This is a genomic window from Pantoea sp. X-Soil-TKNS-1279 (genome assembly GCF_059730565.1).
Map to the genome: position 1 here is coordinate 22,343 of NZ_AP035952.1, position 22,041 is coordinate 44,383.

24 protein-coding genes are annotated in these 22,041 nt (G+C 50.9%); 3 read left to right on the top strand and 21 right to left on the bottom strand.

All coding sequences use genetic code 11. The annotated features are described in order from the left end of the window. Window positions 1–70: 70 nt before the first annotated feature. The 4 genes from AC6I8N_RS25870 to AC6I8N_RS25885 form a co-directional block, all read right to left on the bottom strand. Window positions 71–763 carry a LuxR C-terminal-related transcriptional regulator gene (locus tag AC6I8N_RS25870; RefSeq protein ID WP_497831675.1) on the bottom strand — a complete coding sequence of 231 codons (693 nt, stop codon included), beginning with the start codon at window positions 761–763 and terminating at the stop codon, window positions 71–73. 188 nt (window positions 764–951) lie between these two features. Beyond that, window positions 952–2,445, bottom strand: a complete 1,494-nt coding sequence (locus tag AC6I8N_RS25875) for a phosphoethanolamine transferase (RefSeq protein WP_497831676.1) — start codon at window positions 2,443–2,445, stop codon at window positions 952–954. A 167-nt stretch (window positions 2,446–2,612) separates the two neighbouring features. Beyond that, on the bottom strand, window positions 2,613–3,284 hold the full coding sequence (locus AC6I8N_RS25880) for a LuxR C-terminal-related transcriptional regulator (protein ID WP_497831677.1): 672 nt from the start codon (window positions 3,282–3,284) through the stop codon (window positions 2,613–2,615). A gap of 5 nt (window positions 3,285–3,289) precedes the next feature. Further along, window positions 3,290–3,982: a response regulator transcription factor gene (locus tag AC6I8N_RS25885; RefSeq protein WP_497831678.1), complete on the bottom strand. Its 693-nt coding sequence runs from the start codon at window positions 3,980–3,982 to the stop codon at window positions 3,290–3,292. A gap of 143 nt (window positions 3,983–4,125) precedes the next feature. On the opposite strand from AC6I8N_RS25885, the gene AC6I8N_RS25890 reads away from it, so the two are divergent. After that, a complete protein-coding gene (locus tag AC6I8N_RS25890; RefSeq protein WP_497831679.1) occupies window positions 4,126–4,863 on the top strand; it encodes a prepilin peptidase in 738 nt (245 codons plus the stop codon). Here AC6I8N_RS25890 and AC6I8N_RS25895 read toward each other — a convergent pair. Both AC6I8N_RS25895 and AC6I8N_RS25900 read right to left on the bottom strand, forming a co-directional pair. Further along, window positions 4,854–5,210 (bottom strand): hypothetical protein, encoded by a 357-nt coding sequence (locus AC6I8N_RS25895; protein WP_497831680.1) that lies wholly within the window; start codon window positions 5,208–5,210, stop codon window positions 4,854–4,856. The two genes, AC6I8N_RS25890 and AC6I8N_RS25895, sit on opposite strands and share 10 nt — an antisense overlap. After that, on the bottom strand, window positions 5,174–5,527 hold the full coding sequence (locus AC6I8N_RS25900) for a DUF3472 domain-containing protein (RefSeq protein WP_497831681.1): 354 nt from the start codon (window positions 5,525–5,527) through the stop codon (window positions 5,174–5,176). Before AC6I8N_RS25900 ends, AC6I8N_RS25895 begins: the two co-directional genes overlap by 37 nt. Window positions 5,528–5,802: 275 nt before the next feature. Here AC6I8N_RS25900 and AC6I8N_RS25905 point away from each other — a divergent pair, with 275 nt between their 5' ends. Next, window positions 5,803–7,974 carry a glycoside hydrolase family 18 protein gene (locus AC6I8N_RS25905; protein WP_497831682.1) on the top strand — a complete coding sequence of 724 codons (2,172 nt, stop codon included), beginning with the start codon at window positions 5,803–5,805 and terminating at the stop codon, window positions 7,972–7,974. 271 nt (window positions 7,975–8,245) lie between these two features. On the opposite strand, the gene AC6I8N_RS25910 is transcribed toward AC6I8N_RS25905, so the two are convergent. The 15 genes from AC6I8N_RS25910 to AC6I8N_RS25980 all read right to left on the bottom strand — a co-directional run bounded on the left by AC6I8N_RS25910 (window position 8,246) and on the right by AC6I8N_RS25980 (window position 20,919). Beyond that, a complete protein-coding gene (locus AC6I8N_RS25910; protein ID WP_497831683.1) occupies window positions 8,246–9,268 on the bottom strand; it encodes a MauE/DoxX family redox-associated membrane protein in 1,023 nt (340 codons plus the stop codon). A gap of 903 nt (window positions 9,269–10,171) precedes the next feature. Next, window positions 10,172–10,681, bottom strand: a complete 510-nt coding sequence (locus AC6I8N_RS25915) for a hypothetical protein (protein ID WP_497831684.1) — start codon at window positions 10,679–10,681, stop codon at window positions 10,172–10,174. Next, entirely contained in the window at window positions 10,656–11,030 is a 375-nt protein-coding gene (locus tag AC6I8N_RS25920; protein ID WP_497831685.1) for a type II secretion system protein, read from the bottom strand. The genes AC6I8N_RS25915 and AC6I8N_RS25920 overlap by 26 nt, the downstream gene beginning before the upstream one ends. Beyond that, window positions 11,017–11,490: a type II secretion system protein gene (locus tag AC6I8N_RS25925; RefSeq protein ID WP_497831686.1), complete on the bottom strand. Its 474-nt coding sequence runs from the start codon at window positions 11,488–11,490 to the stop codon at window positions 11,017–11,019. Before AC6I8N_RS25925 ends, AC6I8N_RS25920 begins: the two co-directional genes overlap by 14 nt. After that, window positions 11,490–11,666 carry a hypothetical protein gene (locus tag AC6I8N_RS25930; protein WP_497831687.1) on the bottom strand — a complete coding sequence of 59 codons (177 nt, stop codon included), beginning with the start codon at window positions 11,664–11,666 and terminating at the stop codon, window positions 11,490–11,492. Before AC6I8N_RS25930 ends, AC6I8N_RS25925 begins: the two co-directional genes overlap by 1 nt. Before the next feature lie 59 nt (window positions 11,667–11,725). Beyond that, complete coding sequence (locus AC6I8N_RS25935; RefSeq protein ID WP_497831688.1) at window positions 11,726–13,375, bottom strand: secretin GspD/PilQ domain-containing protein; 1,650 nt, start codon at window positions 13,373–13,375, stop codon at window positions 11,726–11,728. A gap of 6 nt (window positions 13,376–13,381) precedes the next feature. After that, complete coding sequence (locus AC6I8N_RS25940) at window positions 13,382–13,897, bottom strand: hypothetical protein (RefSeq protein ID WP_497831689.1); 516 nt, start codon at window positions 13,895–13,897, stop codon at window positions 13,382–13,384. Beyond that, window positions 13,894–14,412 (bottom strand): GspMb/PilO family protein, encoded by a 519-nt coding sequence (locus tag AC6I8N_RS25945; RefSeq protein WP_497831690.1) that lies wholly within the window; start codon window positions 14,410–14,412, stop codon window positions 13,894–13,896. Before AC6I8N_RS25945 ends, AC6I8N_RS25940 begins: the two co-directional genes overlap by 4 nt. Then, window positions 14,396–14,908, bottom strand: a complete 513-nt coding sequence (locus AC6I8N_RS25950; protein WP_497831691.1) for a hypothetical protein — start codon at window positions 14,906–14,908, stop codon at window positions 14,396–14,398. The genes AC6I8N_RS25945 and AC6I8N_RS25950 overlap by 17 nt, the downstream gene beginning before the upstream one ends. Next, entirely contained in the window at window positions 14,905–15,597 is a 693-nt protein-coding gene (locus tag AC6I8N_RS25955) for a hypothetical protein (RefSeq protein WP_497831692.1), read from the bottom strand. The genes AC6I8N_RS25950 and AC6I8N_RS25955 overlap by 4 nt, the downstream gene beginning before the upstream one ends. Beyond that, complete coding sequence (locus AC6I8N_RS25960) at window positions 15,581–17,209, bottom strand: GspE/PulE family protein (protein ID WP_497831693.1); 1,629 nt, start codon at window positions 17,207–17,209, stop codon at window positions 15,581–15,583. The genes AC6I8N_RS25955 and AC6I8N_RS25960 overlap by 17 nt, the downstream gene beginning before the upstream one ends. Beyond that, a complete protein-coding gene (locus tag AC6I8N_RS25965) occupies window positions 17,210–18,379 on the bottom strand; it encodes a type II secretion system F family protein (RefSeq protein WP_497831694.1) in 1,170 nt (389 codons plus the stop codon). Then, window positions 18,376–18,849: a lytic transglycosylase domain-containing protein gene (locus AC6I8N_RS25970; protein ID WP_497831695.1), complete on the bottom strand. Its 474-nt coding sequence runs from the start codon at window positions 18,847–18,849 to the stop codon at window positions 18,376–18,378. Before AC6I8N_RS25970 ends, AC6I8N_RS25965 begins: the two co-directional genes overlap by 4 nt. Window positions 18,850–18,851: 2 nt before the next feature. Next, window positions 18,852–19,271, bottom strand: a complete 420-nt coding sequence (gene gspG, locus AC6I8N_RS25975) for a type II secretion system major pseudopilin GspG (RefSeq protein ID WP_497831696.1) — start codon at window positions 19,269–19,271, stop codon at window positions 18,852–18,854. Between the two features lie 727 nt (window positions 19,272–19,998). Further along, on the bottom strand, window positions 19,999–20,919 hold the full coding sequence (locus AC6I8N_RS25980) for a DMT family transporter (protein ID WP_497831697.1): 921 nt from the start codon (window positions 20,917–20,919) through the stop codon (window positions 19,999–20,001). 267 nt (window positions 20,920–21,186) lie between these two features. On the opposite strand from AC6I8N_RS25980, the gene AC6I8N_RS25985 reads away from it, so the two are divergent. Continuing rightward, window positions 21,187–22,011: a hypothetical protein gene (locus AC6I8N_RS25985; protein WP_497831698.1), complete on the top strand. Its 825-nt coding sequence runs from the start codon at window positions 21,187–21,189 to the stop codon at window positions 22,009–22,011. Window positions 22,012–22,041: the final 30 nt, after the last annotated feature.

A 22,041-nucleotide genomic window follows, 5' to 3' on the forward strand; every position in this document is an offset into this window, starting at 1 on the left:
CTTAAGATTTAGTAAACCCATCAGCATTTCCAGGACCTGTCATGCAGTGAAGATGACGTGTTTTCAGATATCAAATAGCAATATCAAACATCTGGGTTTTCGCCATCAGGCAGTAAAGCTGGCAGTCGCTTTTCACCCCCAGTTTCTCCATCGCCCGCAGTTTGTGGGCGCTGACGGTTTTGTTGCTGAGGTTCATCTGTACCGAGATATCGGTCAGTGACAACCCTTTGCACAGCATACGCAGCACATCAATCTCGCGCGGTGAGAGTTCCTGACCGGTGAGAGAGTAGTTATCACGACGGAACATCGAGTCCATCAACTCACGTTCGATATACACTTCACCGTTAAGCACCGAGCTGAGGGTGCGCAGCAGGGTTTTTTCACAGGTGTCACGGCTGATGTAGCCTTTGGCACCGGCTTCAAGCGCCAGGCGGATCAGCAGGGTGTTTTTAAACGGTGACATCACCACGATTTTCATCGCCGGATATTTGCGGCTAATCCACTTGATCAGGGAGACGCCGTCCATCCCGCTGATGGGATTCTGGGTCTGGGTGGTGGAAAGCGAGAAACCGAGGAACAGGATATCGACCTGATTGTGCGACAGCAGCGCCATCAGTTCCTGGGGTGAGGCGGTGTCGCCCAGCACGGTAAATTCGGGTTTATCAAAGCTGTCATTGGCAGCAGGTGGCATATTGGTGATCATCGACATCACGCCACGACGAATAATGGTATGTTCATCAGCAATAACGATACGGGCTTTCATGTTGCATCTCCGGGAAGTGTAAAGGTGATACGGAAGCGCTCACCTGATGCGGAGAAATATATCCGCCTGATAAAGAGGTTTCTTTAGTACGGGTAAGAAAACCATAGCCGGGATGTCGGGAGACTCCGCTGACAAGACGATTTTCTTTGCTATCAGGGGGGAGGTCGTGTCCCCCTGCTGCTGATTGCTTATTGAACAATGTCATTCTCGTGTAACGCCAGGTACGGAACCCTCTGTTGCCCATTAAACACCGTTCGTTGCTTGTCTGAGAGTTGCTCAGGCGCGTGTGCCGGAATGAGATCGCTGCTGATGCCCGTAATCCATGAAAAAAGCGCAATAAATTGGCTGGCGCTGATGGGGGTGTCGTCGGTCAGATGTTGGTGGTCATTGCTGGTAAGGATAAACAGTGGGACATGGTAGTTTTGTCGGGCGTCGCTACCGTGGCGTACCGGCCTGTCGCTGTTGTCGATGGTCATCCCGTGGTCAGAAAAATAGAACAGCGCAAACGGCTCGCCTTTCTGTACCAGAATCTGGTGTGCCTCCTGCAAAAACGCATCGAGTTTCTGAACGGTGGCGAGATAGCAATTGACGCTTTCATGCGGAGACACGCGGAAATTTATCGGGAAGCCATTTAAGCGTGAGCAGCTATCCGGATGAGAACCAATCATATGAAGAAAAATCGCATTAGGCGTGTCGCTGTGTTCTGACACAATGCTGCGTAATGGCGACAGCAGGGCCATATCGTCCGAATGATTGCTATTGTAATCACCTTTTTTAAAGAAGCTTCTGTGGTTAGCCCTGCTGGAGATGATCGTGGCGGGTGTATCGGTATCACTGAGAAAACCCTGATTAGATAGCCAAAACGTATTAAAGCCGGCCTTATTTGCCAACGCCACGATACTGTTGTTTTCCTGGGCGTTGACACCATCGGTTAGTGCGAGCGTACGGGGTAATGACAGCCAGGTGTTTGGTGCGGCTGAGATATAATCAGTGAAGAAGGTTCCGGGAACAGTATTTAACCACGGCGTGGTGTTATGTTTGTAACCGTAAACAGAGAGATAATCTCGGGTGACACTCTCACCAATCACCACCACGACGTTTTTATATCTTATCTTGCCGCTGATGGTGTGAAAATCATCAGGTGTCATAAGCGATTGTGTGAGTTTATCCAGTTCTGCGCTGACCTGCTGTACGTAAGTGATGGTGGAAAAGATGAATCGCTTGGGCCAGGAGTTGATGTTGATTAATATAAACGCAATGAAATATACCGCGCGATATTGGGTGTTGAAATCTTTGCCATACTTGAAAAATAAACCAACTGAACAAACGGCGAAAAATAGAAGAAACCATGCTGTGACGCTGACACCCCTTGCAAACTCCAGACATTCCAGCTGGTTAGTCTGGAAGACTGAGGCAACGTAACTGTAGTCAATTTTGCCAAAGCTGTAACCGACAGGTATGTAAAGGGAAATGGCTAACAAGACCAGGCAGGCCAGGATGAGGGTAAGTAGATTCTTTCTGGCAAGCAGTAGTAGGGTGAAAGTTAATAGAGTATTAGCATTGCCTGGATATCCTGTGACGGCAGGGATAATGACAGAGGCAGTCGTGGCCGGGATAACCCATTTTAATTGTTTTATGTATTTCGATGTCTGACTCGCAGCATTAACTGTCTTCCCTGACATGATCATCTTACCTGGCGTAATTAAATAAAAGTTGTCTTGCTAAACGATAAAAACTACGCGGAGTTATTTAAGAATTAAATGATCGAGGTGGGAATTATTTCTGATAATGAAATGAGAAGATAAAGCTGACTCAAGGTCGGTTTTTAAACCGACCTGAATAAAGCGGGTTAAATTACATCATCGAAAATCTGTGCGACCGTCATCAGACAATACAGCTGACAGTCGCTTTGCACGCCCAGCTTTTCCATGGCATGAATCTTGTGTGCACTGACGGTTTTATTGCTTAGCCCCATCCGACTGGAGATCTCGGGTTGTTCCAGCCCTTCATACAAGCTGCGTAATACGTCGACTTCACGAGGCGATAAAGGTTGGCCAGCCAGAGAGCCGGTTTTATGCAGCAATACCGCGTTCATCAGGCCGCGCTGAACGAAGACTTTGTTGTTCAGCAGTGAACGCAGCGTGTTTTGTACCGTTTTCTCACAGCAGTCGCGAACAATGTAGCCCATTGCTCCGGCTTCCAGCGCCATCCGTACCAGCAGGGCATTTTTATAGGGTGAGATCACCACCACCTTCAGCGTGGGATAGTGCTCCCGCAGCCATTCGAGCAGGGTGCCGCTGCCATTGCCCACTTTTACCAGCGAAAAACCAAGAAAAAGAATATCGACCGGATGCTCGGCCAGCAGCGTCAGTAGCTGCGACAGTGAGTCTGCATGACCCTGAAGGGTAAAAACCGGTCGGGAAAAAAAGTCTCCGCCCTGCGGTGGCAGTTGATGGATCATTGCCATCAACCCGCGGCGGACCAGAATGTGCTCATCAGCAACAACAATACGTGCTTGCATAACTATCAAATCGCAATATCAAACATCTGGGTTTTCGCCATCAGGCAGTAAAGCTGGCAGTCGCTTTTCACCCCCAGTTTCTCCATTGCCCGCAGTTTGTGGGCGCTGACGGTTTTGTTGCTGAGGTTCATCTGTACCGAGATATCGGTCAGTGACAACCCTTTGCACAGCATACGTAGCACATCAATCTCGCGCGGTGAGAGTTCCTGGCCGGTGAGGGAGTCGTTATCGCGACGGAACATCGAATCCATCAACTCGCGTTCGATATACACTTCACCGTTAAGTACCGAGCTGAGGGTGCGCAGCAGGGTTTTCTCGCAGGTATCACGGCTGATGTAGCCTTTGGCACCAGCTTCAAGCGCCAGGCGGATCAGCAGGGTGTTTTTAAACGGTGATATCACCACGATTTTCATCGCCGGATATTTGCGGCTGATCCACTTGATCAGGGAGACGCCGTCCATTCCGCTGATGGGGTTCTGGGTCTGGGTAGTGGAAAGCGAGAAACCGAGGAACAGGATATCGACCTGATTGTGCGACAGCAGCGCCATCAGCTCCTGTGGCGAGGCGGTGTCGCCCAGCACGGTGAAGTCGGGTTTATCAAAGCTGTCATTGGCAGCAGGTGGCATATTGGTGATCATCGACATCACGCCACGACGAATAATGGTATGTTCATCAGCAATAACGATACGGGCTTTCATGTTGCATCTCCGGGAAGTGTAAGGGTGATGCGGAAGCACTCACCTGATGCGGAGAAAGATAACCGCCTGATAAAGAGGATTCTTTAGTACAGGTCAGAAAAAGGAGTGGGGCGCTCCGGTATCTTATTTTTTTGGAGGAGAATATGTGGGTGCTTTTATTTGCCGTGCTGGGCGCGGTGATAGGCAGTTTTTGTAATGTGGTGATCTATCGGCTGCCACGCATCATGCTGGGGCAGACGCTAACGCTCTCGTGGCCAGCGTCGCATTGTCCCCATTGCCAACAGCCAGTGAAACCCTGGCACAATATTCCGTTATTTAGCTGGCTGCTGCTGCGTGGTCGTTGTGCTCATTGCCAGCAAGCGATCTCCTGGCAATATCCACTGGTGGAAGCGCTGATGGCGCTGCTTTATGCGTTGGTGGTGTGGCAACAGGGGGTGACCAGTCAAAGCCTGTTTGACCTGCTGATGATTTCGTTACTGGTGCCGCTCTTGTTTATCGATCTGCAAACCCAGCTGTTGCCAGATCGTCTGACGTTACCGCTGTTAGTGCTGGCGCTGTTATTTGCCGTCAGTGGGAAGGGCGTGACGGATTTTACCGCTGCGGCTCTCGGCGCAGGGATAGGATTTGGGCTGCCCTGGTGCCTTTCGCTGGTGTTTCGCTGGTTGCGTGGCTACGACGGCATGGGGATGGGAGATATGAAGCTGTTTGCCGGATTGGGGGCATGGCTTGGGGTGCAGCCGCTATTAACGTTGTTCACTGTCTCTTCACTGCTGGCGATTGCCTCAGCGGTATTATTCCTGCGAATTAAAACCGACCAACCATTTGCCTTTGGACCTTATCCGATCATTGCTGCGATAGGCTGGGTGCTGATTTATCGGTAATGGTTTCTGTTTTCCGTATCCGCCTGTTGTGCGTTTACCCGCATCGAAAGCGGCTGATTAAAATTAAGATACTCACCGTTATCTGCTTTAACGTTTTTCAGATTGGTATTGCTGACATAACCGGTAAAACTGGCTGTGCGGCCATAGGAGAGGTTGTTCCAGTCGGAAAGCATGACCGAAAGGCCAGGATTTGCCTGGACATACACATCCAGGCCTTTAATCCATTCAGGCAATGCATAACCTGCACTCTCCCCGGCTGGCAGGCAGCCATTCACCGCAGTAGATTCGAGTAAACCGCGTCTGGAATTACCTATGCCGTTGTACTGAACCGGGCCAGCATCGAGCACGACAACTTTGGAAAAGTTCTTACAATCATCAACAACGCCGATGTCGTCGATCTCGCCTTGCCAACTTTGGCTTCCGTGGCATGCCAGACAGAGAATAAGAAAAGCCGTTCTTTTATATCAATATTGTTACTCTGCATACCGAAATAACCATATTCGAAATTAGTATTAAAACCGAACTGATTTGCCCAAAACACATTGGAGGTACTACCCGGGTCTTTGTTAGGATGCAGCGTAATATTGAACGCATCAAATCCGACGGGGGGATTGGGGTACTTAAAACTTGAATGAGATCCGGGAGTATGACCGACAGCCAGCAAGCAGGACGAGTAAAAAAATAAAGCCGGACAGGATAAGGCGAACAGTTTTTTAATAAAGGTTATAAAAGTCAGATTATATTCTGTTGTTTCTGAATGTTACGTTATGGCTGTTTATTATCAATGTTGTCATAAAAAATCAGTTAATATCATTCTTGATAAAAATCCGATCGTTACCTGCTCAGATCTCCATTTTTCCTGAATAAAAAAAGAAAATTCTCCAGGTTGCCTTTGTTATATTGCGTGCGTTTTATTTAATATACAATTCAGAGGATATTTTGAAAAAACTAACCCTTCCTTTACTTATCGGCACCGCATTATTGGCACTGGGTGCGCAGGCTGCAGATCAACAACGTGCAATCAGCTACTTCACCTCCTGGGGAGCCAGCGACTTCACGGCTGAACACTTAAAGCAGAGCAAAATGGATACCCTCATGCTGTCGTTTGGTCGTTGGGATACTGCGGGTAATATCTCCACGTCTGATGCACTGCTGAAAAATGATTATTCGCGTGACTATATGGAACCCACTTACATCGCATGGACGCAGACAAAACTGGCGAATCCCAATATGAAGATGCTGCTGGCGTTCGGTGGTGAAACGTTTGAATATATGTGGTCTGACCTTGCCAGCGCTGCGAACCGTGAAACCATTGCTCAGGGACTGGTGAAATTGTTGAACACCGGTTTCCCGGTGTACAAAAAGAATCTGAAACCTGAAGAAATGGTGGGTGACTGTCTGGCGCATGATTACAGTGGCTCCGGTGCCTGCGATATGAAAAGCTACCAGCGTGCGGGCACGGTTTATCTGGACGGTATCGACTTCGATTACGAAAAAAGTGCTCGTCTGACCCCGGAAGAGAATGATCATCTGCTGAAACTGGCGCAGCGTGTTAAAACTTTGCTGGGTACCAACAGCAATAAGATCCTTAGCCTGACGACATATCATGTGGGTGCAGACCCGGTTAGCTGCCTGGAAAACAAAACTTCGGATTGTTCATTTAGCGGCGGTTCCATCCACTTCGGTGAAGTATTGAACCTGCTCCAGCAGAGTAAAGGCGTATTCGATTTCTATAACGTCATGGCGTATGACGCCGGTCAGAATTTCAAATACGATGTCGCGATGCGTAACTATGCCAACGCTGTGGGTGACGCCTCTAAAATTGTACTCGGCCAGACCATTAACGATCAGTGGGGTGAGGGTGATATCCGTTGGGTGGAAAGTCGCGAGAAAAATGTTGCCCGTGCTGAATGGCAGGCGGCCAACAATTATGGCGGTTTCTTCGTCTGGACTCTGGGGAGTAATAACCAGCAGTTAAGCGTTAAGGATCAGGTTGCTTACGTTGCAGAGATGAAAGATGCTGCTGATCGTGGCAATGGCGGTGCGATTAACCAGGCACCTGTCGCGCAAGCCAGCTATCCCGCTGTCGTCATCGGCGCGTCTGACCATGTTGAGTTGGATGGCTCTGCTTCCTACGATCATGAAGGTAGCCCATTGACTTATAAATGGGAGCAGGTATCCGGCCCGGAAGTGACATTGATGAACAGCGACCAGGCCAAAGCTTTCTTCTCCCTGAACAGCCCGATGCAAGATCAGACGCTGCGTTTCCGTTTGACCGTTAACGATGGTTCAAGAGATTCCGCCCCACTTGAATTCAACATTCAACATAAAGCGGAGCAAGTTGTGCCAAATCAGCCACCAGTTGCCGTGGTTAACGCTCCGAAAGAAGCCATCGTCGGCCGGGTTGATCTGAATGGCGAAGGTTCTTATGACGCCGAGGGTGCCACACTCAGCTACCACTGGGAACAGACGGCGGGCACCCCGGTAACGTTAATGGATGCTAACAAAGCGCACGCTTACTTCACGCTGAACAAATCCAATGCGGATGAAGTATTACAGTTTACCCTGACAGTGAATGATGGTGAACTGGATTCCGTACCGGCGGCCTTTAGCATTAAACACAAAGCGCAGAATGACCTGGCACCAACGGCCAGCATCACTGCAACGCCGAAAGAGCTGAAAGAAGGGCGTGTTACCCTTAATGGCTCTGCTTCATCCGGTCCGGAAGGCGCGAAACTGACTTACAAATGGGAACAGATTGCAGGCACACCGGTTCAGCTGAATAACGCGGATAGAGTGCAGGCAAGCTTTGACCTGGGTAAGACGGCTGAACCGGAAATTTTGCAGTTCCGGCTGACGGTTAATGATGGCAAACAGGATTCTGCACCGAGTGTTGTGATCATCCTGCATCATGCTACCAGTGGACCAGGTCAGAACGCGGACTGGGAATTGGGTAAAGCCTACAAAGCTGGCGACAAGGTACAAGGCCGTGATGGCAACACCTATGAATGCCGTGCTGACAATGGGCGTAATGGCTGGTGTGGTCTGGCAAGTGCCTACGAACCAGGCGTGGGCTGGGCATGGCAGGAAGCCTGGACTATCGCTAAATAAATCTGTCGCGGTGCGATGTATCGCACACTATTGAAATTAACCCCGCCAACCGGATATCCAGTGAGCGGGGTTTTTTTGTGGTGAAGCAGGGGAAAGTGGCTATGCCGGGAAAATATACACGTCATACTTCAAGTTGCAGGTGCGTTGACTGCACTTGCTCACCCCTGTCACTTACTGGAGTAAGCTCCTGGGGGTTCACAAGTTTGTCGCCTTCCTGCAACTTGAATTATTTAGTGTATAAAACTCGCCTGAAATACAGGCGGGCTTGGGTTTAAAACATATTTGGATGCAGCTGATAATGCAAAACGTAGTAACTGGCATAGGCGAATAATATCAAAAATACCAGTGTAGCAATAAATGCAGCGGTACTGCCCAATGCTGAAGCAATGGGTAACGTGCGTCGAGGGGTAAACGTGATGGCAAGCAACGGGACGATAAACAGGAAGTGACCGACAAAATCTATCAACCCAAAGGGGATCAGTGCCGCCACCACAAAGAAGGCCATCAAACCGATAGCGGCATATCCGGCAAGTTTTCCGGTCAGAATATGCCACGCACAGCAAAATTCGACAAAACCACAGCCTCGAACGAAGAATTCCCAGTCCATACCCATCGCCAGCCAGGGGTGTTCTTTTAACAGCTGGAAGAACAGGTCGGGCTGCATAAACTTCTCAATCGCTCCCCATAAAAATGAGTAGCACAGCACCAGTCGCAGCAGTTCAATCTCCTGTCCACTCTCTCCTTTTTGCCGCACGCTTTGCATAATCAAATAGAACGCAGTGCCGATAAACACCAGGTAATCCAGCATATGGAAGGTGCCATACAGCTGCACGGCATAGCTATACAGGAACAGGATGCCCAGCCCGGCGATAAAGCTGCTGCGGCGGTGAAAGGCGGTCACGCCGATAATAATATGGATGTAACGCAGCATCGGGTTATCCGTCACCAGTTCCGGCGTCAGCATGATGTAGGGAAAGCCAGCCGACAGCCCGAGAAAAAACAAACCGGTGCCATAGCGCATGATATCGGGCACAAAACTTTGCAGGATGGAGAGTTTATCCTGCCACTCTGGCTGGTCGACCGGCGAGGTCCATTCACGATCCAGCCATGAGGTGATATAGATAACCACCACCGATAACGCCGTTAACCACCAGATTTGCGGTTCGCGGATAATGGCATATAGCGACTCCGGTTCTTTGGTGGTGTCAAATTCGACAAACCATTTAACATGGGCATAGGAAATAAGCGGAACGGCAAGAAGAAGGGTTACGGCTGCGAGCAAGCGATTTTTCATGATTATGACCTTTACGCAACGTAGGGGAGAAATTTAATTATAGTGACCACCCTGTTTTCTGATATTTTTTTGTCAGGCTAAAGTTAGCTTGCTAATGAATTTGTGTCTGATAAACGCAGCGCAGCCTGCTGGTGGATTTATAACATCGGATATTCAGATTTATATCAGATGATGAGATCATTACCTTGTGTTTTTTTCTATATTGCGATGAGTGATTTTTAAAGAGATCTTCATTTAAAAGGAGAGCAATGATGCAGGTTACAGATGTGATGTTTGTGTCGTCAGTTAGATCAATGTTGACCGCGGTAGGTCGGTTTTTTCTTTAGTGAAAAATATTGTTAAGGTAGAAAATAGCAATGTTCAACTCGTCTCTCAGTAACATAAAGAAAATAATGTTAAATTGGCAGTGCACCGAGATATTTCCGAAATAATAAATAGGAGTGAGGGGGAGGGGCAATCAGCATTAATTGAGACGGTTGAAAGGCTGAAGTTGGTTTGCGGTAAGGTCGTTTTGCTCTCAGATGAACAGAAAAATGATTTTGTAGAGAAAGGGTTTCCTGGATCAAAAATTAAAAGATTAATCTCCGACATGAAGACCAGATGGATGAGGTTGGACAATATTTTTGAGTGAGATTAAAAATTCTGGCAGAGTATTTTGCGCGAAAATGAAATAAGAATGCAACTGGCTCCTTATGTTAGTGTTGAAAATCTGAAGGAATACCAGTCTGAATACGAAAATCTAAAGCGCCCGCCGCAAATTCTTATCGAATTACAGAAGTTCGCTACAGGAAACAAAACCCAGTTTGATGTTCTTCTGGGTGATGGGACCTCGATCTTTGCGTATTTTAACATGCCAAATAATCGGACTTAATCTGAGCATGGCAAATATTGCCTGCGGCAATTTCACTTGTCACAGGCCGCAGGAAGTGGTGCCGTTAAATCACTTTTCACCACAAACTTCCAGTCTTCATAGGTCTTCGCTTCGGCAAAGTCGGTCGCGTCTTTCGCAAAGCCGGTTTTCCGCAGTGGAATGCCTTCATCCTGAGTGGTGACACCCAACCATCTGCCATCGGCATCCAGGATCATTTTCCAGTCTGATTTTTGTGTCAGAGGATCGCGGTAATGCTGGCGCAGATGATGTACCGGTTTTGACCCGCGCCGGTCCTCAAGCAGTTGCTCGAACCGGGTGGGATAGCAACCATTCCCAACTGCGCGGTAAGCCGTGATGGCCGCACGGATCTGCTCGCCGCGAAACAGCAACTCGGTTTCCTGCTGTTGACGATGGCGCGTGGTCACTTCATCGGTACTTTTTAGCAGCGACAGCGCAAGCACTGACAAGCCAATCAGCAGCAACAGGTAGGAAAATCCCCCTTGCTGCTGGTGTAAATCAGTTGTTAAAGGCTTCATCATCATGCTGCTGCTCCTGGTTGCCCAGCGATGGCGAGTTGACATCGATCACCTGACCGGCTTCATCGGTGACGGCTTCCCAATTGTCACGTCGGTTGGTTACCGGATCGAGTGGCATCTGCCGCAGATAACCAGCCTCAACCAGCTCATCCAGGACGTACGGCCCAATCACCCGGTCGCGGCGGAAATTATCAATCGCGCTGCGCAACGTGTTCAGGTTGTGCTCCAGCACCACCTGTTTTGAGCGGTCGATCTGCGAAAAGAAACGCGGTGCGACTAGCGTCATCAGAGTGGCGATAATGGTCATCACCACCAGCAGCTCAATCAGCGTAAAACCTTTTTCACCATTGCGCATAGGGCACCCCGTTACGTCCCGTGGCTCCACTGCTGGAGCTGATATCATAAACATCTTTACCGCCGCTAAACTCTCCAGGCGGTTGATCGGCGGCGCGCAGGCGCCAGGTTTCTTCATCCTTGCGACCTTCGCATTCGCACATCGGGTCGCGTGGGATGCGGCGTAAAAAATAGATTTTTGTGCCGTTGGGCGATTGTTTATCGACCACCCCCTCCACCAGCACGCTAAGCGTGGGTGGATAGCCGGATGCATCGGATTTTTTTTCAATGCGATCGTCAGTGGTGGCCTGTTTGTAACTGTCAATGGCGGTGCGGATCTCGCGCAGTGCGATGCGTAACGCGTCTTCCTGGCGTTGCTGATGATAATGTTGCACCAGTGGGGTCGCGGCCGCAGCCAACGTCCCCATCAGCGCGAGGGTTACCATCATCTCAATCAGAGTAAACCCACGTTGCCGTTGCATTACTCCTCCCCGGCAGCAGCCTGCTGGCCCTTAACCGCAGGTGAAGGTAAACCGGCAGAATGGTCAGGGAACTGTGCTGGCGGTGCCAGACGCGGCGCATCAAAATGTGGTGTGACCTCTGCGGGCATCGAACCGCGTAATTGCAGGCTCTCACCCGGCAATTCGTCGGTACCCATTTCGATGGTGCTGACGTGGCTGCCCGGCAGATCGAGGTTGCGGTCGATGGTTGGGGTAATCAGCAGAATAATTTCGGTACGTTTTTTATCGTCTGATTTGCTCTTAAACAGACGACCAACGCCCGAATTTTACTCAGGTAAGGCACGCCATTATCGGTATCGACATTATTCTGTTTAACCAGGCCAGCCAGCATCTGCGTTTCACCATTGTTGCTACTCAGCACAGTATTGGCCTCGCGGCTGTTGGTGCTGTAGTAAGTCGCGCCATTTTTGGTCAGCGGCGCACCCAATGTGCTCAGGACGAACTTCACATCCATCGAGATGTTGTCATCCATGCTGATGTCTGGCGTCACCTCCAGCTTCATACCCACATCCTGATATTCCACTTTCTCTTGCATGATGCCGTCAGAGACGGTGGAGGTGAGGACAGGCATTTTTTGGCCGATATCCACCATCGCTTTTTTGTTGTTTTTCACGCGGATACGTGGGCTGGCCAGCACTTTGGCATGGCTGAGCAGGGATTGCATATCCACCGACATGCCGCTCATGCTGACCATCAGGTTGTTGACGTTGATGGCGCTAATCGGTACGCCGCTGTCGTTGCTTGCCCGACTGGCATCGCTGCCTTTACCGAATGAGAGGCCGATAGTTTGCGGGAAATTCACACCGAGTTTTTGCATGTCATCGGAGCTGACTTCCAGCACTTCCACTGCCAGAGTCACTTCTGCTTCCGGGCGATCCAGCGTTACCAACAGACGTTCTGCTTTCTCCACGCTCTCTTCAGAACCGCGCATGGTAATGGAGTTGGTGCGTTCATCGACATGAATATCTTTCAGTTTCACCAGGTTACGCAGTGCCACGTTTACCTCTTTGGCTTTGGCATAAGCCAGGAACACGGTTTTCACCACTACATCGCGGTAAATCTTCTCTTTTTGCGCGGTGGCCGGATAGATCAGCAGCGTATTGGTGCTGAGAGCCTTTTTGCGCAGGTTGTTGGACATCAGCAGCACATCAATCGCATCTTCAGCGGTGGTGTCTTTGGCGATCATACTGGCGGTCGCGCTGGTGGAGACATCTTTATCAAAAATAATATTGATGCCGGTTAACTGGCTGATGCTATTGAAGATCGCCACCAGGTTGTGCTGACGGTAGTTGAGTGAAATCGGCTTTTGCAGCTCACGGCTCAGACGTTTTGACGGCTGATTCATGGTCGAAATTTCACGCAGCAGATGGTCACGCAGCGCGCGCGCCTGCGGCCAGTTAGGATCTTCTTCCAGCACCTGTTTCACTTTACGCAGCGCCAGTTCCGGGTCTCTGGTGCTGACCTTCACGGCTTCACGATAGGTTTTATCCACCGCACGCCAGGCGTTGATTTTGGCAAGTCCCTGCTGGGCACGCAGGTTACCTGGCTGGTACAGCAGCGCGCTGTGCCAGTTTTCAGCTGCCTGTTCATAGTTATTTTTACGCACGGCAATTTCAGCGCGTTTAATATAGGTGCTCACCAGTTGGCTGTTGAGATCCGACTGTTCGGCGCGCAAGGCGATATCGTTCGGATGCGCGACGCGCTCGCGATCGATTTCCAGCAAACGGGCGGCCATGGTTTCTGGCGTTTGTGGCGTAGCCACTTCAGCGTGAGTGGTTGGTTTCTGTTGTGCACAACCGGTCAGCAGTGCGGTTAAAATGGCGAGTGTTAATGTTGCTTTTTTCATGATTACTTAACGTGTTGGTTTATCCTGCAAATCACCCAGTTCCAGGCGTTTGCGCGTGTGAGTGGCCTGCCACTCGAATAAGAGGTGGTCATCAGCCACTTCCACTAAACTCCATCCTTCAATCGGCGAACTGCCAATCCAGATCTTCCCTTCGGCATTACATTTGTTGCACACCGGCCAGGTTTGCTGACCGTCTGTCACAATGACGACGCGCTGTTTCTTGCTCCACCACGCCCCCATCGCTTTTAACGGCAACGGCGGCGCTGACGGTGCTGGCGGCGGTGGAGCCAGGCTCTCGCTGCCATTACTGGCTACCGGCTTCGCCGGACCAGGGAATAAATTCACCCACTCTTTGATGACGGGGGCTGCAGGGGTACTGGTTGCGGCAGCAGGGCGCGTGCGTTGCGCGGTGGTGCGTGATGACGGGGTACTTTCCGTCGGTTCATCCGCAGAAAACTGACTCCATAGCACCAGACCAGCTGTCACGACGATCGCCACCTGTAAATAGCGTGGAAGTTTCATGACGCCTCCTTTTGCAACCGCAAACGCAGGGTGATTTTTAGCTGGTCAGTAGCCGGGCTGGCGCGCTGCAACGACAGTTGGTCGATATGCAGTGGCAGCGTGCGGCTCAGGTTATCCAGCGTCTGCACCAGCGGCAGGTATTCCCCTTTCATCGGGATATCCAGACGTAATACTTTGCGTTCACCCTGTTGTTCCAACTGGTAACGGCTTGATTCCACGACCAGGTTATTTTTTTTCAGCTGTTCAAAAATGAGCTGTACCTGCTGATATTCATTCAAACTGATTTGCTGCTGGAGTGCAGGTTGCCACTGATCCAGTGGCAGCGCATCACGCAATGCGTGCTGCAACTCGTCGAGCTGTGTCTGTAGTTGCGCGCTGTGCGGCAGACTCATACCCAACCACACTACCAGCAGGCAAACAGGCAGCGCGCTGAGCGCCAGTGGAACTTTGCCGATGCGATCCGTCAGCTGCGCCAACCGCCAGTACCAGAGATCGCGATCAACGGATAGCTTCATCACTCCCCTCCTCAAAACTGACATCCAGCACTGCTGTGACGGGCCACTCCGGGCTCTTTTCAGCGACATCGCGATGATTTTCCAACACCACTTTGGCGGGAATTTTCTGTAGGGCCTGACTGAACTCCAGCAGCGGCGCGAGCGATTTCGCGTTCACCTCCAGCCGGATGTTGTGTCTGGACGGATTGACATCCGCGGTGCGCAGCGCCACACCCGGATGCAATACGCTGCCGATATTTTCCAGCAGTACCAGAGCCTGAGCCGTGGTTTGCTGTTTCTGTTGCTGACGCAGGATTTTTTGCTGTGCTTCGCGCAGCTTGCGCAATGCCTGCTGCTGAGTCTGCAATGTCTGTTGCGCCTCGGTGGTTTCCTCTACCAACTGATGCTGTATGCCTCGTTCATGGAGGATCAAACCGCTCAGAGTCAGGCTAACTAATGTGGTCGCCACTAACACATAACGTGCCCAGGGCGGAGTCAGGGAGAAACGTGGTGTCATGCTACGGTCTCCTTTCCGTCCGCGACGGGCTGCCAGTCGGTGGTGTTGATCACATAACGCGGGCTATCGGGCATGCCTGCCAGACGGCCAATAATGTGCAATTGCTCACTGGGTTGTTGTTCGGGTAAATCAAGTGCGTAGACATCGCGCCATTGATCTTCCTGACGGCAGGCGACGCGGCAGCGCTGGGCACCCATGACGATGAATACACCTTCCTGCGGTAAATGGCGGCCGTAACGATTCAGCAACAGCTGAAATGGCGTCACCACGCCCTGGAAACGGAGCCGATGCAGGCGAGCCTGCTGGGCCAGCAATTGCCAGCACTGTTGTTGCAGACAAGCGATCAAGGCGGGTTGTCCCCAGTTCACCTCTTCAAAACGCGCCTGCCAGTGCGGATGTGAGAAGCGTTTGCTGGCCTCGCGTTGGGCTAATTTCAGCAGTTCCTGCGGGGTTTTGATCCCCGACGGCCAGGACATAACCAGAAAATCCAGTTCGTCGCTGTCGAGGTAAAATTCGATAGCATCCAGCCAGGCCACTGCTTTCGGGCGCGCGCTTAACACCGTTGTCAGCGCGGTTTCCAGCGTCTCATCGGGTGTGCGGTCATGCATGACCACGACCTGCGTACCGTGGCGCAGACGCAGCGCATGTGGCCAGATATCGCACTGCCAGGTTTTAGTGAGCGATAACACGGTTAACTTCCTCCCAGGTGGTTTTTCCTTCCAGCACGGCACGCAGCGCGATGGTTGGCAGCGGCACAAAGCCGTCCTGCAACGCCACCTCGCGTAGCTTGCGTTGTGATGCGCGTGCCAGCATGGCTTCCTTGATGCCGTCGCTAAAATTCAGTACCTCAGCCAGCGCCAGTCGGCCGCGATAACCGGTCTGGCGACACGACTCGCAACCGCGCCCTTTACGCCAGTTGGGTTTCAGGTTCTGCAATGGGCTGTTATGCCACGCTTGCTGCGCCTCGGTACTGGGTTGACTTGCTTCACCGCAATCCGGGCAAATCTGGCGAACCAGACGTTGTGCCACCACGCCATTGAGCGCGGTAATCAGGCTGGCCGGTTCCACCTGCATATACAGAAAACGTTCCAGCACGCTGAACACATCGTTGGCGTGCACGGAAGAGAGGACGACGTGACCGGTCAGCGCGGCCTGTACGGCGATACCGGCGGTTTCGCCATCACGGATTTCACCCACCAGAATGATGTCCGGGTCGTGACGCAGGATGGCGCGCAGACCGCGGGCAAAGGTCAGCCCTTTTTTGTCGTTTACCGGGATCTGCAACACGCCGTTTAACTGATACTCCACGGGATCTTCGATGGTGATGATTTTGCTTTCACCGCTGTTCAGCTCACTCAACGCCGAGTAGAGCGAGGTGGATTTCCCGCTGCCGGTCGGCCCGGTAACCAACACCATGCCGTGCGGCAGGTGTGTCAGTTGGCGGATGGCGCGCAACGTGTGGTCGTCAAAACCCAGGGTTTCCAGGCGTAAATTTTGGTCGTGTGATTTATCCAGCACACGCAGTACGCCGTCTTCGCCGTAGATACTGGGCATGATTGACACACGGAAATCGACCGGGCGCTGCTGAATCATGGCCTTGAAGCGCCCGTCCTGCGGGATACGACGCTCAGAGATATCCATGCAGCCCAGCACTTTGATTCGCGAAATCACCTGCTCAGCATGTTGCAGCCCGGCGCAGTGACGGATGTTGTGCAACACGCCGTCGATGCGATATTTCACCATCAGGCCATCGGCCACGGCGGAAAGATGAATATCGCTGGCGCGACTTTGCAACGCGTCATACAGCGTGGCGTTAACCAGTTTGATCACCGCATGGGGTTCGCTGGCGATAGCCGCCGGGGTGATCTCAAGACAGCCGTTTTCGGTGCTTTCTTCGCTTTGTTGTTCCAGCTGGTCCAGCGTACGCTGCTGCTTGCCGAGCGCGTCCAGACGCGTGTTAAGCCACGTCAGCGAGGTCAGGACCGGCAGTGCATTGAAGCGTCGTGCCCACTGGCGCAGTGGCAGCGAGAAGGGATCGGCGAGTGCCACCAGCGGCTGATCGTTCAAGCGTAACGGCAATACACGTTGCGCCAGGGCCTCAGTCAGTGGGATCTGGCTGAAATCCTCGATCGCCTGGCGACATTCTGACTGCATCAGCGGGGTTAATCCGAGTGCGGTGGCGGCGGCAGTCAGCGCATGCGGGAAGCTTTGCAGCAATTCGCTTAATGCAACACAACGCTGCTCCTCTGGCAGTTGAACCAGACTATCGATGCAGACACCGCCAAGATGTGAATGGGACATTTATTGTAATCCTCCTGCCAGCTCGAAAATGGGCATGTACAGCAGAAACACCACCGCACCGACAATGCCGCCGACGATCATCATCAGGATCGGTTCAAAAATTTTGCTGAATTTCTCAATGGCGCGTTCCAGCGACTCGTCGTAAAAAGCGGCGATGCGTTCACACATGGCCGGCAGTTCGCCGCTGCGTTCGCCGACCTGCAATAAACGCGTGGCGACCGGAGTGGTCATCTGCTGTTTATCGAGCATGGCCGACAGCGACTGGCCGGCTTCCACGTCGCGGATCACCTGCTCGATACGGACACGGTGGTCGTCTGGCAGGATTTCACTGCCGAGTTTCAGGGCTTCAGGCGCGGGGATACCGCCCTGTAGCAACAAACCAAGGGTGCGATAAAAACGAACCAGTACGGAGAGCTGATGCTGTTGCTGGAGCTGTGGCACTTTAAGCAGCAAGCGGGTAACAACCCGGCGCGTAATGGGTTGACGCAGGGTCATCACCAGTGCGGCAATACCTGCTATGGTGCCGGCCAGTAGCAACGAGCCGTTGTCCTGCACCAGACGCCCCCACCAGACGATAAACTGCGCGCTGCTGCTGAGGTTTTTCATGCCATCGAACACCGCAGCGAAGCGCGGAATAATAAATCCAAGCAGGAAAAACATGATGGCCCCACCAGCCGATATCACAATCGTCGGATAGAGCAGGGTGGATTTTATACGCTTGCGCAACACATCCATGCGTTGTTCATAGTGCTGGAAGCGCCCCAGCGCCACCGGTAAATGCCCGGTCTGCTCAGATGACGCGACGGTGTTGATCAGCAGTGGCGGAAATACATCCGGCAAGCTGGCCATCGCCTGGGAAAGCTGGGCGCCTTCGTACAAACGCTTGATCAGCGTATCCAGCACCAGCGTGGACTCGCCTTCGCGGCTGCTCTCACGCAGCGCTTCGACGGCTTCGACCACCACCAGTCCGGCTTCGAGCAGAGCGATCAGTTCCTGTAAAAACAGGTTAAGAGGAAAATGTTTATCACGCCGAGCCTGGCGTTCTGCCACCCTGATGACAATGCCACCTTCGGCTTCAATACGCAGGCTGGCGTTGTCGGCTGATTCAGCCATAACAGACAGGGTGACGCGTTTACCCTGTTCCAGGGTGGTTACGTCGTAATGTTTCATGATAGCGAGTGTTTAGATTTATGTTTGGGCCCTTTTTTTAATTGCGCGTATTGCAGGGCCACCTTCTTAATATATTTCTGCCGTAAGGCTTGATGCTTATGCGTTTTACCCGTGCCCGCGTTATAGGCGCCGACAGCTTCCCATGAATAACCAAACTGGCGAATATTGCCGGCAAGGATCCATGCGCCAGTCATGACACTCTGACAGGGGTCATTAATCAGATCTTTTTGACTAATACTAAATTTGCGCAACGTCTGAAAATGACGGCTATTAATTTGCATCAGGCCAACATCGATAGTGCCATCGGTATTTTTATTCACCGCTTTGGGATCCATATTGGATTCCACAATCGCGATCGCCTGAAGGAGTTCAGGCTCAATACCGTAACGGTCGCCAGCTTGTTTCCAGCAGGTTGCCATGCTGGAAAAGGCGGGTACGAGCAGCAATACAGCCAATATTCTGCCTTTCATGGTTAGAACCCATAGGTAAGCGCTTTTCCATCTTTGCCAGTGGACATGATGTCAACTTCATTAATGGAATTTTTCTCGCGGGTTGGGTTATGCCATTTATAGGCATTGCCCCACGGGTCCAGCGGCACATTCTGGCTCAGGTACGGGCCATGCCAGTTCTCAACACCGGCCGGTTTTTCCGTCAACGCTTTCAGCCCCTGAGCTTCAGTAGGATAGTGACCGACATCAAGGCGATATTGACCCAGAGTATCCGCCAGCGAGCGCATCTGGCGCATGGCAGTTTTATCCTTGGCGCCATCAACCTGAGAGAAAACCTTCGGACCGACAAAACCCGCCAATAGGGCGATAATCATTAACACCACCAGCAGCTCCAGTAAGGTGAAGCCGCCTTGTTTTTTCAGCAGAGAATGTACTTTGTTCATAATAAGTGCGTGCCTTATGGTTATATCTGAAATTGTTGGCGTGAATTTTTCATGAAGTTGCTCTGATGGAGTAGCTGACGGCTCTTTGTTCATTACCGAATCGTCGTGTAACGTCCAGGAATTATCTTGCTCAGGGGGTCAGCCACTGCGCTCGCGCTTCATTGAAGCCTCCCGTTGTTTATCGTGTAGTAACAGGTAGCCGAGGATTATTGAAGGGCAGAACGGGGATGATTCGGACAATAACGATCGTATTTGTTTGTGATTTTTTTATATTTTCCTGAAAATATAATAGGTAGTTGTGATAATTGGGCTTTGTTTGCTGATTGTTGAGGGAAGGAAGACTTCAACATGTTGGGCCGTCTGCGTATTGATCATGCTGACGGACTGGTGAGATAAGAATTTTTCCGCTCTTTCTGGCAGTATCAGGACATAATACGCATACCGGAAGAACGTCATGGTTTATGCAGTGTTCTTGACCTGCGAGGGGTTGAACTTTTTATTTAAACGGAATTTAAGTCCGCGAATAATTTTTTCTGATCAGGATGCTCGACTAATCGCCTTTGCGACAATACTGGCTGGTGGCTAATTCTGTCCATATCATTGTTTCCTTAATATCGAATTTATTCACTGATAAAAATCAGATCTCGATAATGATAGTCGTCACCGCACGATTTATCGTGCGGTGACGAACATATGCCGATTGGCGCATTTAACAGTCAGGCAGAATTTATCTGAGCGGGGTAACTTTCTGAGGGGACGTGACGGGATGTTTTCCCGAGCACAATGCAATTCCGGCGGTAATGAGCACCGCGCTGACCAGATGGAAAATATGCAACGGGACGTGCAAAAACAGGATGCTCAATATCCCCCCGCTGAGCGGGATAAGATGCGAAAACACTTCGCCGCGCGTAGCGCCGATGGCCAGAATACCTTTGTTCCACAGAAGATAGGAGAGCCAGGAAGGGAAGATAACCAGATAGGCAAGGCCGAGTAGAAAATCGCCACGCAGAAACACATTCAGTTCAGCTGTGCCCGGTTCCAGCGTGCGGAAAAGCAACACCGGCACTAACATTACTGCGCCAATCAGCGCGCTGATGGCGACAAAGGCATTACCGCCAATATCGCGCGGTTTGATGCGCAAAAAGGCACAATACAAGGCCCAACTGATGGCAGAGCCCATGGTCCAGAGATCACCACGATTGAGGTTTTTCAGGGTTTCGACATGCAGCAGATCGCCTTCCAGCACCAGGTAAACGACTCCCAGCGAACTTAATATCACGCCAGCGATATTGCGCGTCGTGATTTTCTCTTTGAACACCAGTTTATTTATTAACAACACCAGCGCGGGTGTAGTAGAAAGATAAATGGCGGCATTAAGCGACGAGGTATATTGCAAGCCGATATACAGAGTGACTGGAAACAGTACCTGGCCACAGGTAGCAAGAAACAGCAATGTCCATTTTGCGCGCTTCATGGCAGCCCATTGCTGCCTGACCAACCGGTGATAGAGCGCCATCAGCAGCAGCGCGGTCAGTAGCCAACGAGCCTCGGATAACAGAATAGGGTCGGCATGAGCGACCAGAAGATGGCCCACCACATAATTGCCGCCCCAGAAACAGGCGGCGAGGCTCAGGAAAAGATAAGGCATGGCAATGTCCCTGTAATGATACTGTTCTACTGGCTAATATCCTGCCACGGATATCACCGGGTTTTTATGAGAAAGGTCACATGTTTTACGGCCAAAGCGCGTGTTTTCGTCGGATATTTCTGTGAGTAGGGCGAGCATTTTCTAACAATATCTGACCAGGCTATACCAGCTAATAGAATTAATTGATATCAATCAATAAAAGTCGTAAAAATTAGTGGCACTAATTTGTGGAGCTATAATCACTTTACCAAAGCAAAGGAGAAAATCATGGTTGCGGTAGCTTTCCAGTCATTGTCACTTAATTCACCTCCAAAAGATGAATATACAGAAAAATCAACATCGCCATTATTGGTTAATAATGTTTATAATCAGACTACAGAACCTGCCTCTTCGGAAAATCATACCTCTTATTTTTCATATAAAATGATTTCATATATTGCCGGAGGAGCTGCGACTTTAGGTCTGGTGGCTGCGGGAATCACGAGTTTTATGTGTCGTGAAGGTGAGTGCAATCTACAAACTACGGCTACGACATTAGCAAAAAATAACATGCCTGAGTTAAATAAAGGATTGAACGTAAAACCAACTCAAGGCGTGATAATGGATGTCGGAACCACGTTATCAGGTATTGTTGAGCATTCACTGATGTTCGGGGATGTGAAGGGCGCGGCTGAGTTAGTCGCGACCAACGTCGCAGCCGACCCCTATCTTGATATTTTTTTGAATGAGCTTTACAGCTTTATTTTAGTATGTTCCAGAAGACCGAAACGTACCTTAAAAAATGAGCAGCGGAGAACCAGCGATCATGAAAAACTGGACGAGATCGCGCAGAGACTCAAACATCCCGACAACCAGAAAATGGTAAAGGCGTTATTTGATCATGATTTTATAAACAGAATCGATGTGGGAATCCTACGAGGACACTCTGGTAAAATGGAAGCCAAAGGGCGTATCGGGAAATATCATCTTGCCAGCAGGTTAAATGCAATGCCAAAAGCGAAATTACCCACAACAAGGCAATCGCCAGGTAATCCAGCTGCCACGGCAATCTTTCTGTCTTACCTTTCACAACACAAAGCGACTGGTGGTTAAGAGGGATCGCTCAGGCAACGTTGTGAAGTC

What these genes read in the sequence shown, in the direction of transcription:
- AC6I8N_RS25950 (WP_497831691.1), bottom strand. Translation starts at nt 14,908, where the DNA reads ATGACACCACGTTTCTCCCTGACTCCGCCCTGGGCACGTTATGTGTTA.
- AC6I8N_RS25910 (WP_497831683.1), bottom strand. Translation starts at nt 9,268, where the DNA reads ATGAAAAATCGCTTGCTCGCAGCCGTAACCCTTCTTCTTGCCGTTCCG.
- AC6I8N_RS25930 (WP_497831687.1), bottom strand. Translation starts at nt 11,666, where the DNA reads ATGGGTACCGACGAATTGCCGGGTGAGAGCCTGCAATTACGCGGTTCG.
- AC6I8N_RS25885 (WP_497831678.1), bottom strand. Translation starts at nt 3,982, where the DNA reads ATGAAAGCCCGTATCGTTATTGCTGATGAACATACCATTATTCGTCGT.
- AC6I8N_RS25980 (WP_497831697.1), bottom strand. Translation starts at nt 20,919, where the DNA reads ATGCCTTATCTTTTCCTGAGCCTCGCCGCCTGTTTCTGGGGCGGCAAT.
- AC6I8N_RS25875 (WP_497831676.1), bottom strand. Translation starts at nt 2,445, where the DNA reads ATGTCAGGGAAGACAGTTAATGCTGCGAGTCAGACATCGAAATACATA.
- AC6I8N_RS25880 (WP_497831677.1), bottom strand. Translation starts at nt 3,284, where the DNA reads ATGCAAGCACGTATTGTTGTTGCTGATGAGCACATTCTGGTCCGCCGC.
- gspG (WP_497831696.1), bottom strand. Translation starts at nt 19,271, where the DNA reads ATGAACAAAGTACATTCTCTGCTGAAAAAACAAGGCGGCTTCACCTTA.
- AC6I8N_RS25915 (WP_497831684.1), bottom strand. Translation starts at nt 10,681, where the DNA reads ATGATGATGAAGCCTTTAACAACTGATTTACACCAGCAGCAAGGGGGA.
- AC6I8N_RS25945 (WP_497831690.1), bottom strand. Translation starts at nt 14,412, where the DNA reads ATGAAGCTATCCGTTGATCGCGATCTCTGGTACTGGCGGTTGGCGCAG.
- AC6I8N_RS25920 (WP_497831685.1), bottom strand. Translation starts at nt 11,030, where the DNA reads ATGCGCAATGGTGAAAAAGGTTTTACGCTGATTGAGCTGCTGGTGGTG.
- AC6I8N_RS25970 (WP_497831695.1), bottom strand. Translation starts at nt 18,849, where the DNA reads ATGAAAGGCAGAATATTGGCTGTATTGCTGCTCGTACCCGCCTTTTCC.
- AC6I8N_RS25935 (WP_497831688.1), bottom strand. Translation starts at nt 13,375, where the DNA reads ATGAAAAAAGCAACATTAACACTCGCCATTTTAACCGCACTGCTGACC.
- AC6I8N_RS25870 (WP_497831675.1), bottom strand. Translation starts at nt 763, where the DNA reads ATGAAAGCCCGTATCGTTATTGCTGATGAACATACCATTATTCGTCGT.
- AC6I8N_RS25965 (WP_497831694.1), bottom strand. Translation starts at nt 18,379, where the DNA reads ATGAAACATTACGACGTAACCACCCTGGAACAGGGTAAACGCGTCACC.
- AC6I8N_RS25940 (WP_497831689.1), bottom strand. Translation starts at nt 13,897, where the DNA reads ATGAAACTTCCACGCTATTTACAGGTGGCGATCGTCGTGACAGCTGGT.
- AC6I8N_RS25890 (WP_497831679.1), top strand. Translation starts at nt 4,126, where the DNA reads ATGTGGGTGCTTTTATTTGCCGTGCTGGGCGCGGTGATAGGCAGTTTT.
- AC6I8N_RS25985 (WP_497831698.1), top strand. Translation starts at nt 21,187, where the DNA reads ATGGTTGCGGTAGCTTTCCAGTCATTGTCACTTAATTCACCTCCAAAA.
- AC6I8N_RS25925 (WP_497831686.1), bottom strand. Translation starts at nt 11,490, where the DNA reads ATGCAACGGCAACGTGGGTTTACTCTGATTGAGATGATGGTAACCCTC.
- AC6I8N_RS25960 (WP_497831693.1), bottom strand. Translation starts at nt 17,209, where the DNA reads ATGTCCCATTCACATCTTGGCGGTGTCTGCATCGATAGTCTGGTTCAA.